Below are 10906 nucleotides of genomic sequence, written 5' to 3' on the forward strand. Positions count from 1 at the left end.
TGCCCCGCCTCTGCCCCGCCTCTGCCCCGCCTCCGCGTCCGGCCGGAGCCCTGCGGCTGCGGCAACCGCCCGGAATCCGCCAATCCGCACCTGCCCCGCGCACGGCCGTTGTGTCACCGAAGGTGACGGCCTACCGTCCCCCTCATGGGTACCCAGCCTCCCGGCGCGGCCCGGTACGGCGCCGCCGCGCTCCTCGCGGCCCTGGCCCTCGGGGCGGGCTCCGCCTGCGCCCCGGGCGGCCCGAAGTCCCCGCAGGAGGCCGCCCCGACCTCGTCCCCACCTGCCGAGATCTGCACAACTCTGGTGTCCTACTGGGCGAAAGAGGCCCTCAAGGGCAGCTACTGGGCCGGGCTGGACTGGGAGCAGAAGGGCATGTCCAATGCGCAGTACGCGATCCACGAGGAGGCCGTCGCCGCAGGTCGGTTCGAGGAGCGAACTGCCGGACAGGCCAAGGCATTTGAGCTCGTCGACCGGCTCGTCGCACAGCGGTGCGCGGAGCAGGACGGGGCCACCTGGAGCTCCGAGAACTGGCGGCCGCCCAGCCCGGCCGGGTGACCGGAATCCCGATCCCGCCGTCCGACTTCCGGGCACCCGGCGGCGTACGGCCGAACCGCAGTTCGGGGGCGTTCCGCCCGTTTCGGCCACGACCCAATCGTACGAAGTGGATCAAGGGTCGCCATTACTGCCAGTAATGCCCACGTCCGACAGAAGCCCCTTTTTCCCACAGGGAATGCCGCCCCCGGGATTCTTTCGGACACGCGCTGCGACATTCGGCCCGATTTGATCCATGACAGGACCATGAGGCCCTCAAGCCCCTTAAAGATCCGGGAAATTCTCACGATGCGGACGTTCCACGGCGTCGCCAAACGCCCGATCTGTCCGAACTCCCCCCTCACATTCTTGGCCTTGGCATAACAAGACAGTCACATCCTCCTTTCCCCGCTCCCCCGCGCTCGCCACCTCGGCCTAGAGTCACGGCCAGTCACCGCGCCACAGAGCGCAACCCAGCACGGCCGTGGAACTCCCAGTGCGGCCCGGCTCCCGTTCGGCACCCTCGACTTCGAGGGCGGCCGCGCCAGGGAAAGGAAGAATCGTGCGACACCGTTCTCTGCTTGTCCTCACGACCGTGATCACCACGGGAGCCCTCACTCTTACCGCCTGCGGCTCCCGCGATGCGGCGAAGACCGGGGACAAGGCCGACGGTTCCAAGACCGTCGTCGTCATCGGCGTTGACGCCCCCCTCACCGGCTCCCTTTCCGCTCTCGGCCAGGGCATCAAGAACTCCGTGGACCTCGCGGCCAAGACCGCAAACAAGAACAACGAGGTCCCCGGCGTTGAATTCAAGGTCGAAGCCCTTGATGACCAGGCAGTTCCTGCCTCCGGCCAGGCAAACGCCACCAAGCTCGTAGGCAACAAGGACGTTCTCGGTGTCGTCGGCCCCCTGAACTCCGGCGTCGCCCAGCAGATGCAGGGCGTCTTCGCCTCCGCCAACCTCGCCCAGGTCTCCCCGGCCAACACCAACCCGGCCCTCAGCCAGGGCGACAACTGGGGCAAGGGCGAGTACAAGCGCCCCTTCAAGACCTACTTCCGCACCGCCGCCACCGACGTCGTCCAGGGCAAGTTCGCCGCCCAGTACCTCTTCAAGGACGCCGGCAAGAAGAAGGTCTTCGTCGTCGACGACAAGCAGACCTACGGCGCCGGCCTCGCCGGCATCTTCGCCGAGGAGTTCAAGAAGCTCGGCGGCGAGGTCGTCGGCACCGACCACGTCACCGTGAAGGAGACCGACTTCTCCTCCACCGCCGACAAGGTCAAGTCCTCCGGCGCCGACTCCGTCTACTTCGGCGGCCAGTACCCCGAGGGCGGCCTCCTCTCCGACCAGATCAAGAAGACCGGCGCCAGCATCCCGCTCTTCGGCGGCGACGGCATCTACGACCCCGCCTTCATCTCCGCCTCCGCCGAGGCCAACGACGGCGACCTCGCCACCTCCATCGGCGCCCCCGTCGAGAAGCTCGACACCGCCAAGAAGTTCATCGAGGACTACAAGGCGGGCGGCTACAAGGACCCGTACGCGGCCTACGGCGGCTACTCCTACGACGCCGGCTGGGCCGTCATCCAGGCCGTCAAGGCCGTCGTCGCCGCCAACGGCGGCAAGGTCCCGACCGACGCCCGCGCCAAGGTCGTCGAGGCCCTCGGCAAGGTCTCCTTCGACGGCGTCACCGGCAAGGTCTCCTTCGACGAGTACGGCGACACCACCAACAAGCAGCTCACGGTCTACAAGGTCGAGGGCGGCAAGTGGATCGACGTCAAGAGCGACACCTTCAACCAGTAGTCGCCACGCCTGACGGCGCCACCACCTGACCCACCAAAAGAACGAAGCCGCGCGAGGGCGCAAACAGCGCCCTCGCGCGGACTCTTATCCGACACGCACATCGGAGGCCCTGCGGTGCACGAACTGCCGCAACAGCTGGCCAACGGCCTTGCCCTCGGTGCCCTTTACGGCCTCATCGCCATCGGGTACACCATGGTCTACGGCATCGTCCAGCTCATCAACTTCGCCCACGGCGAGATCTTCATGATCGGGGGCTTCGGCGCCCTCACCACCTACACCGCACTCCCGAGCGGAACCTCGCTCCTGGTGGCGATACCCCTCATGATCCTCGGAGGCGCCCTCGCCTCCGTCGCCGTGGCGACCGCGGCGGAACGCTTCGCCTACCGGCCACTGCGCAGCGCCCCCCGCCTGGCACCCCTCATCACCGCCATCGGCCTCTCGATCGCGCTCCAGCAGCTCGTCTGGCAGTTCTACCCGGACGCCAAGAAGGCAGTGAGCTTCCCCGAGTTCACCGGCAAGGCGTTCCAGATCACCGACAGCCTTGCCATCCAGCGCGCGGACGCCTTCGTCCTGGCCCTCGCCCCGCTCTGCATGCTCGCCCTCGGCGTCTTCGTCTCCAAGAGCCGCAGCGGCCGCGCCATGCAGGCCACCGCCCAGGACCCCGACACCGCCAAGCTCATGGGCATCAACACCGACCGCATCATCGTCATGGCCTTCGCCATCGGTGCCGCGTTCGCCGCCGTCGCCGCCGTCGCCTACGGCGTCGACAAGGGCCAGATCAACTTCGAGATGGGCTTCATCCTCGGACTCAAGGCCTTCACCGCCGCCGTCCTCGGCGGCATCGGAAACATCTACGGCGCCATGGTCGGCGGCGTCGTCCTCGGACTCGCCGAGTCGCTCTCGATCGCCTACATCGAGGACATCCCGGGCATGCAGCAGCTCGGCGGCGGAGCCTGGGCCAACGTCTGGGCCTTCGTCCTCCTCATCGTCGTCCTCCTCGTGCGGCCCCAAGGCCTGCTCGGCCAGCGCGTCACGGATCGGGCGTGAGAACCATGACCACCAACGAAGCCACCCTCAGCCCCGCCGCGGCCGAGAAGACCGACAACAGCACCACCCTGCTGTACGCCGTCACCGGCGGCTCCCTCCTCACCATCGTCAGCGCCTTCCTCGCCTGGACGTGGACCGCCGCCTTCCCCGGCAACCTCACCCTCTACGGGTACCCGGCGCCCCTCCAGATGCTCAGCCTCATCGGCGCCCTCCTGACCGGCCTCTACGCCCTCTCCGCCCTCGGCACCAAGGGCCTCGGCTGGCTCGCCCCCAAGGGCGCCACCAAGGCCCTGCGGTTCCTCGCCCTCGGCACCGCGGCCACCACCTGGTTCACCGCCGCCGCCATCTCCGTCGAACTCGGCGGCATCGTCCACCTCGAACCCGGTGCCTGGCTCGCCCTCGTCGCCTCCCTGATCCCGGCCCTGGCCGCGTTCAAGCTCACCGACGACACCCGCAAGGCCGCCGCCACCACCACGAAGCTGCCCTCCTGGGCCGAGATCCTGATCATCGTCGGCGTCTACGCCCTCGCCCTCTTCGTGATCACCTTCGGCATCGACACCGATGACAAGGAACCGCAGCTCTTCATCGCGTACCTGATCACGGTCAGCCTCGCCGCCACCGGTCTCCTCAAGTCCGGCATCACCGACCGCTTCGCCGAGATCACCGCGAACCACCGCCAGGTCGCCCTCATCGCGACCATGGCCGCCTTCGTCGCCTTCCCCTTCATCCAGCAGAGCGGCGACACCTACACCCTCATCGCGGTCAACATCCTGATCTTCGCGACCGTCGCCCTCGGCCTCAACGTCGTCGTCGGCCTCGCCGGCCTCCTCGACCTCGGCTACGTCGCCTTCCTCGGCGTCGGCGCCTACACCGCCGCCCTGGTCTCCGGAAGCACCGCATCCGCCTTCGGCCTCCACCTCCCCTTCTGGGCCGCCGTCATCGTCGGCGCCCTCGCCTCCCTGGTCTTCGGCGTCGCCATCGGCGCCCCGACCCTCCGCCTGCGCGGCGACTACCTCGCCATCGTCACCCTCGGCTTCGGAGAAATCTTCCGCATCGCCATGGGCAACCTCGACGGCACCTCCGGCCCCCAGATCACCAACGGCCCCAACGGCATCCCCAACATCCCCCACCTCGAACTCTTCGGGTGGAACTTCGGGGAGGCCCACAACGTCCTCGGCATCACCCTCGGCGCCTACGCCAACTACTACCTCCTGATGCTGCTGGTCATGGCCCTGGTCATCGTGGTCTTCGCCCGCGCCGGCAACAGCCGCATCGGACGCGCCTGGATCGCCATCCGCGAAGACGAGACCGCCGCCGAAGCCATGGGCATCAACGGCTTCCGCGTCAAGCTCATCGCCTTCGCCCTCGGCGCCACCCTCGCCGGCCTCGCCGGCACCGTCCAGGCCCACGTCAACACCACGGTCGTCCCCGAGAACTACGTCTTCGCCGGACCCGTACCCCCCAACTCCGCGTTCCTCCTCGCCGCCGTCATCCTCGGCGGCATGGGAACCATCCGCGGACCCATCCTCGGCTCCGCACTCCTCTTCCTGATCCCCGCGAAGCTGCAGTTCCTCCAGGACTACCAGCTCCTCGGATTCGGCATCGCCCTCATCCTGCTCATGCGCCTGCGCCCCGAAGGCCTCATCGCCGACAAGCGCGCACAGCTCGAGTTCCACGACGACACCGCCGACCAGGCTCCCACCGACCTGGCCACGGCCAAGGCGGGTGCGTGAACACCATGACGACCACCACCGACACCACCACCAAGCCCGCCGCCGCCCCGGCCGGCGAGACGGTCCTCCAGGCCAGCGGCGTCACCATGCGCTTCGGCGGCCTCACCGCCGTCAAGGGCGTCGACCTCCACGTCAACTCCGGCGAGATCGTCGGTCTCATCGGCCCCAACGGCGCCGGCAAGACCACCTTCTTCAACTGCCTCACCGGCCTGTACGTCCCCACCGAGGGCACCGTCAGCTACAAGGGCACCGTCCTGCCGCCCAGGCCGCACCTGGTCACCAAGGCAGGCATCGCCCGCACCTTCCAGAACATCCGGCTCTTCGCCAACATGACCGTGCTGGAGAACGTCCTCGTCGGACGCCACACCCGCACCAAGGAAGGCCTCTGGTCCGCCCTCCTGCGCGGCCCCGGCTTCAAGAAGGCCGAAGCCGCCTCCGAGGCCCGCGCCATGGAACTCCTCGAGTTCATCGGCCTGGAGCACAAGGCCCAGCACCTGGCGAAGAACCTCCCCTACGGCGAGCAGCGCAAGCTCGAAATCGCCCGCGCCCTCGCCAGCGACCCCGGCCTCCTGCTCCTCGACGAGCCGACCGCCGGCATGAACCCACAGGAGACCCGCGCCGCGGAAGAGCTCATCTTCGCCATCCGCGACAAGGGCATCGCCGTCCTCGTCATCGAGCACGACATGCGGTTCATCTTCAACCTCTGCGACCGCGTCGCCTGTCTCGTCCAGGGCGAGAAGCTCATCGAGGGCACCGCCGCCGAGGTCCAGGGCGACGAGCGCGTCATCGCCGCCTACCTCGGCGAGCCCTTCGAGCCCCCGGCCGCCGAAGCCGAGGCCGAGGCCGCCGAGGTCGAGGCCGCCGAGGCTGCAGCCGCCGAGGCCGACGCCGAGCCGGCCGCCGTGGCCGCCGAGGCCGACGCCGATGAGGCCGACGCCGAGCCGGCCGCCGACGCGGAAGCCGACACGGCGGACACCGAAGCCACGGAAACCGAGGCGACGGAAGCCGCCGACACCACGGACGCCGACACGGCCGAGGCGACGGAGACCGAGACGGAGGCCGACACCACGGACGCCCCCGCCCCGGCCGCCGACACCGAGGCCGAGGCTGCAGCCGCGGACAGCACCACCAGCAAGGACGGAGAAGCCAAGTGACCGCACTCCTCGAGGTCAACGACCTCAAGGTGGCCTACGGCAAGATCGAAGCCGTCAAGGGCATCTCCTTCACCGTCGAAGAAGGCCAGATCGTCTGCCTCGTCGGCACCAACGGCGCCGGCAAGACGACCACCCTGCGCACCCTGTCGGGACTCATCAAGCCCCGCTCCGGCAGCATCACCTTCGACGGCCAGCCCCTCGGCTCCGTTCCCGCCCACAAGATCGTCTCCCTGGGCCTCGCCCACTCCCCCGAGGGACGCCACATCTTCCCCCGGCTGACGATCGCCGAGAACCTCCAGCTCGGAGCCTTCCTCCGCAGCGACAAGGACGGCATCGAGAAGGACGTCCAGCGCGCCTACGAGATGTTCCCCATCCTGGGCGAACGCCGCAAGCAGGCCGCCGGCACCCTCTCGGGCGGTGAGCAGCAGATGCTCGCCATGGGACGGGCCCTCATGTCCCGCCCCAAGCTCCTCATGCTGGACGAGCCCTCCATGGGTCTCTCCCCGCTGATGATGCACAAGATCATGGCCACCATCTCCGAGCTCAAGTCCACGGGCACCACCATCCTGCTCGTCGAGCAGAACGCCCAGGCCGCCCTCTCGCTGGCCGACCAGGCCCACGTGATGGAGATCGGCAAGATCGTGCTCTCGGGCACCGGCCAGGAGCTCCTCCACAACGAGGACGTCCGCAAGGCCTACCTCGGCGAGGACTGACCCCCGCCACCCACCGCACCATGCGTGAGGCCCGCCACCGGAACCCGGTGGCGGGCCTCACGCATCGCGTGCCGTGCACGCAGACGGGGCGGACTACCCCTTGCCGGCGTTCCTCTTCTCCTCGGCGTCCTCGATGACCGCCTCCGCGACCTGCTGCATCGACATGCGCCGGTCCATCGACGTCTTCTGGATCCACCGGAACGCCGCGGGCTCCGTCAGCCCGTACTGCGTCTGCAGGATGCTCTTCGCCCGGTCCACCAGCTTCCGGGTCTCCAGCCGCAGGGAGAGGTCCGCGACCTCCTTCTCCAGCGCGCGCAGCTCCGCGAAACGCGAGACCGCCATCTCGATGGCCGGCACCACGTCGCTCTTGCTGAACGGCTTCACCAGGTACGCCATGGCCCCGGCGTCCCGCGCCCGCTCGACCAGGTCGCGCTGCGAGAACGCGGTCAGCATCAGCACCGGCGCGATGGACTCCTGCGCGATCTTCTCCGCCGCGGAGATCCCGTCCAGGACGGGCATCTTCACGTCGAGGATGACGAGGTCGGGCCGGTGCTCACGGGCCAGCTCGACGGCGCTCTGGCCGTCGCCGGCCTCGCCGACCACCGAGTAGCCCTCTTCCTCCAGCATCTCTTTGAGGTCGAGACGGATGAGCGCCTCGTCCTCGGCGATGACGACGCGCGTCGTCAGCGGCGGAACGTGCGACTGGTCGGCGTCGGGCGTGGGCGTCGACTCGTGCTCGGCGGTCACGGTGGGCTCCTCGATGCGGGGCAGACAAGCTCCCCCGAGCCTACCTAGCTGCGGTAAGGTGGACACGCAGCGGGTCGAGGGTAACCTTCGATTCGTTGGGCCCCGGTAGCCCAATTGGCAGCAGGCGATGGATTCAAAACCCATACAGTGTCGGTTCGAGTCCGACCCGGGGCACTTTTCCTTAATTTCCATGGTCGCGAGAAAATCCGCGACCATCACCCTTTCCAGTGAAAGCCCCACGTTTACGCCATCCGGGCCCGCTTTGTTGAGCCACTGTCGCGTGCATGTACGACATGGCGACTCGCCGACAGGCCCTCGCACTGGTGGCGGAAGGCCGCAGCCTGAACTCAGTGAGCACGGAGACAGGCATCTCCCGTTCCGCACTGCGCGCTTGGAAGATCCGCATCGAACCGCTCCCCCGCATGGTGCGGAGTGACGAGTGCCCCGGCCCCGCCGACCAGGAGGCCTACGTCTACCTGCTCGGCCTCTACTTGGGCGACGGCTGCATCAGCCCTCACCCACACGGGGGACATCACCTGCGCATCGCCTGCGCAGACGCCTGGCCTGGCCTGATCGCACAGTGCCGCGCCGCGATCACCGCCGTCCACCCGGACAGTCGGGTCTACATCCTGCAGCGGTCCGGCTGTGTCGCCGTGACCAGCTATGGAAACCACTGGACCTGCCTGTTCCCCCAGCACGCCCCGGGCAAGAAGCACGACCGCCGGATCCACCTACGGCCCTGGCAGCAGGCTCTGGTCGACGCCCACCCCTGGGCCTTCGTCCGGGGCCTGATCCACTCCGACGGCTGCCGGACCACCAACTGGACTGTCCGCAACGGCAAGCGGTACGAATACCCCCGCTACTTCTTCACCAACAAGTCGTCGGACATCACCGCCCTCCTCACGACCACCTTGGACCGCCTCGGAGTGGGCTGGACCCGCGCCAACCGGCACAACGTCTCCATCGCCCGCAAGGAGTCCGTGGCTCTCATGGACCTCCACGTCGGGCCGAAGCACTAGGGGGCCCGGTCAGCCTCCTCCCCCGGGCTCCGCACAAATCAGTGGCGTGGGACCGATGGGGTTTGTAGCGTGGCAGAGCGATCGTGCCTGGCGATGCGCTCGGCTGCGGCTACTTCCTTCTGACAACCAAGTGACGCCGCCGCCCTCTTGGATCTCGGCAGGCGCGGTCGTCCTGACCCGTCCGGCTCTTTTCGCTCTTCCGGCGGGCCGTTCCGTTGTTGAATCCGGGGGGATTCGCTGCCTCGTTACACCCCACGCGTCTCCAAGGTCTGGTCCGAGATGCTCGTGGCCCCGCATGTCTCGGCGGCCGCCCGTTCCCTGCCCCCGCCGCAGCTCCGGTACGGGCCCGCCTGGCCGGGGTGGCGTACCCACGGGGGCGGCGCGGGCTTCGTCCGGGAGCCCCGGGAGGAGCTCTTCCTCCTTGCGGTCGGCAACTTCGTCACGCAGCGGACGTTCTACGAGAGCGGCGAGGAGCGGGACGAACGGTACGCCCGTCTCGTCGGCGAACTCGCCGTCCGGGACCCGGTGTGGACGGCCGGTCTGCTGCGCTGGCTTCGCGGCGAGGGCAACATGCGTACGGCGTCCCTGGTGGGTGCCGCCGCGTACGTACGGGCCCGGCTGGAGGCCGGGGTGTCCGGAGGTCCGTCCAACCGGTCCGTGATCGACTCGGTGCTCCAGCGTGCCGACGAGCCCGGTGAGCTGTTGGCCCACTGGGTCTCGGCGTACGGGCGGAACGTGCCGCAAGCCGTGAAGCGGGGTATCGCGGACGGTGTGCGCCGGCTGTACACGTCCCGGTCGCTGCTCAAGTACGACACCGCGTCCAAGGCCTTCCGCTTCGGTGACGTGCTCAATCTGGTGCATGCCTCTCCCGACCCCGGCAAGCCGTGGCAGGGGGCGCTGTTCCGGTATGCCCTGGACCGCCGGCACCACCCCGAGCGGGCTGTGCCGCCGGTTTTGGACCGGTTGTTGACCGCGCACCGGGTGTTGGTGGAGTCGGCTGTGGAGGATCGGCGGGCGGTGGTGACGGGGCCGGGGGGCTCCGAGCGGCTGGCTGCGGCGGGGGTGACGTGGGAGGCGTTGGCAGGTTGGCTCCACGGGCCGATGGATGCCGCTGTGTGGGAGGCCGTGATTCCTTCCATGGGGTTGATGGCGCTGCTGCGGAACCTGCGGAACTTCGACGGGGCGGGGGTGTCGGACGAGGTGGCGGCCGGGGTTGCCGCGCGGCTTTCGGATGCCTCTGAGGTGGCCCGGTCGCGACAGTTCCCCTTCCGCTATCTGGCTGCCCATCGGCATGCGCCCTCGCAGCGCTGGGCGGCCGCGCTGGAACGGGCGCTGGGTCATTCCCTGGCGAACGTGCCGTCCCTGCCCGGCCGGAGCCTGATCCTGGTGGACCGGTCCGATTCGATGTTCTGGGACACCGTGTCCGAGCGGTCCGAGTTGACGCGGGCTGATGCTGCGGCGGTTTTCGGTGCGGCTCTGGCCATGCGTGCCGAGCGGGCGGATCTGGTGGAGTTCGGCTGGGGCAGTCGGGTGGTGCCGTTCGAGCCGGGCGAGCCGGTGCTCGATGTGCTGAAACGGTTCCACAGTCTTGGGGGTACCGAGACCGCGAAGGCGGTGCGGGCCCATTTCCGGGAGCACGACCGGGTCCTGATCGTCACGGACGAGCAGGCCGCGCCCCACGGGCCTCGGGGACCGGCCGAGCAGGTGTCGGCCGGTGTTCCGGTCTATACGTGGAACCTGGCGGGGTACCGGCCTGCGCACGGGCCGGCGGGTCCCCGCCGGTACACCTTCGGCGGTCTGACGGATGCCGCGTTCCGGGTGGTCGGTCTCGTCGAGGCCGGGCGGGAGGCCGCTTGGCCGTGGGATGCCGAGCCGGTTTGATCGGCGTGGTCAGGGGCGGGCGTAGGAGCCCATGCCGACGAGGCAGTAGACGTATTCGTTGATGGGGACGCCGTTGCGGGTGTAGCGGTGGGAGAAGGCGTACTGGGTTTTGGGGTTGGCGTCGCAGCGGTTCATGTCGGAGGTGAAGGAGAAGCGCTGGATGACGCGGTAGTGGGCGTCGGGGGCGGAGCAGGGGACTTCGTCGACGTTGTTGACGCGGGTGGCGGTGGTGGAGTCGGGGAGGGTGCCGTTGAGGCAGGTGCCCTCGTCGTAGGGGCTGGGG

9 protein-coding genes, 1 tRNA gene and 1 pseudogene are annotated in these 10906 nt (G+C 68.8%); 9 read left to right on the forward strand and 2 right to left on the reverse strand.

Annotated features, from left to right (window positions below; genetic code table 11):
• Positions 1-144 precede the first annotated feature (144 nt).
• From HYE82_RS27975 to HYE82_RS28000, 6 genes are all read left to right on the forward strand, one after another.
• Positions 145-555: a hypothetical protein gene (locus HYE82_RS27975; protein ID WP_179176950.1), complete on the forward strand. Its 411-nt coding sequence runs from the start codon at positions 145-147 to the stop codon at positions 553-555.
• A 538-nt stretch (positions 556-1093) separates the two neighbouring features.
• Positions 1094-2329, forward strand: coding sequence for a branched-chain amino acid ABC transporter substrate-binding protein (locus HYE82_RS27980; RefSeq protein WP_179176951.1), 1236 nt, complete (start codon positions 1094-1096; stop codon positions 2327-2329).
• A gap of 114 nt (positions 2330-2443) precedes the next feature.
• A complete protein-coding gene (locus HYE82_RS27985; RefSeq protein ID WP_179176952.1) occupies positions 2444-3376 on the forward strand; it encodes a branched-chain amino acid ABC transporter permease in 933 nt (310 codons plus the stop codon).
• A gap of 5 nt (positions 3377-3381) precedes the next feature.
• Entirely contained in the window at positions 3382-5109 is a 1728-nt protein-coding gene (locus tag HYE82_RS27990; protein WP_179176953.1) for a branched-chain amino acid ABC transporter permease, read from the forward strand.
• A 5-nt stretch (positions 5110-5114) separates the two neighbouring features.
• On the forward strand, positions 5115-6263 hold the full coding sequence (locus HYE82_RS27995; protein WP_179176958.1) for an ABC transporter ATP-binding protein: 1149 nt from the start codon (positions 5115-5117) through the stop codon (positions 6261-6263).
• Positions 6260-6976 (forward strand): ABC transporter ATP-binding protein, encoded by a 717-nt coding sequence (locus tag HYE82_RS28000; RefSeq protein ID WP_179176954.1) that lies wholly within the window; start codon positions 6260-6262, stop codon positions 6974-6976. The genes HYE82_RS27995 and HYE82_RS28000 overlap by 4 nt, the downstream gene beginning before the upstream one ends.
• Before the next feature lie 93 nt (positions 6977-7069).
• On the opposite strand, the gene HYE82_RS28005 is transcribed toward HYE82_RS28000, so the two are convergent.
• Positions 7070-7723 carry an ANTAR domain-containing response regulator gene (locus HYE82_RS28005; RefSeq protein ID WP_179176955.1) on the reverse strand — a complete coding sequence of 218 codons (654 nt, stop codon included), beginning with the start codon at positions 7721-7723 and terminating at the stop codon, positions 7070-7072.
• 99 nt (positions 7724-7822) lie between these two features.
• Here HYE82_RS28005 and HYE82_RS28010 point away from each other — a divergent pair.
• From HYE82_RS28010 to HYE82_RS28020, 3 genes are all read left to right on the forward strand, one after another.
• Positions 7823-7897 (forward strand) — tRNA-Leu (locus HYE82_RS28010).
• Positions 7898-8007: 110 nt separating this feature from the next.
• On the forward strand, positions 8008-8742 hold the full coding sequence (locus HYE82_RS28015) for a helix-turn-helix domain-containing protein (RefSeq protein ID WP_179176956.1): 735 nt from the start codon (positions 8008-8010) through the stop codon (positions 8740-8742).
• Between the two features lie 279 nt (positions 8743-9021).
• Positions 9022-10623, forward strand: a complete 1602-nt coding sequence (locus HYE82_RS28020) for a TROVE domain-containing protein (protein WP_179176957.1) — start codon at positions 9022-9024, stop codon at positions 10621-10623.
• A 9-nt stretch (positions 10624-10632) separates the two neighbouring features.
• On the opposite strand, the pseudogene HYE82_RS28025 reads toward HYE82_RS28020, so the two are convergent.
• A pseudogene (locus tag HYE82_RS28025) lies at positions 10633-10906 on the reverse strand (hypothetical protein); the annotation flags it as partial.

This window comes from Streptomyces sp. BR123 (genome assembly GCF_013401435.1).
Classification (GTDB): domain Bacteria; phylum Actinomycetota; class Actinomycetes; order Streptomycetales; family Streptomycetaceae; genus Streptomyces.

Excerpts from the sequence above, each read along its gene's own strand:
- HYE82_RS27975 (WP_179176950.1), top strand. The coding sequence starts at position 145 with ATGGGTACCCAGCCTCCCGGCGCGGCCCGGTACGGCGCCGCCGCGCTC.
- HYE82_RS27990 (WP_179176953.1), top strand. The coding sequence starts at position 3,382 with ATGACCACCAACGAAGCCACCCTCAGCCCCGCCGCGGCCGAGAAGACC.
- HYE82_RS27995 (WP_179176958.1), top strand. The coding sequence starts at position 5,115 with ATGACGACCACCACCGACACCACCACCAAGCCCGCCGCCGCCCCGGCC.
- HYE82_RS28015 (WP_179176956.1), top strand. The coding sequence starts at position 8,008 with ATGTACGACATGGCGACTCGCCGACAGGCCCTCGCACTGGTGGCGGAA.
- HYE82_RS28020 (WP_179176957.1), top strand. The coding sequence starts at position 9,022 with ATGCTCGTGGCCCCGCATGTCTCGGCGGCCGCCCGTTCCCTGCCCCCG.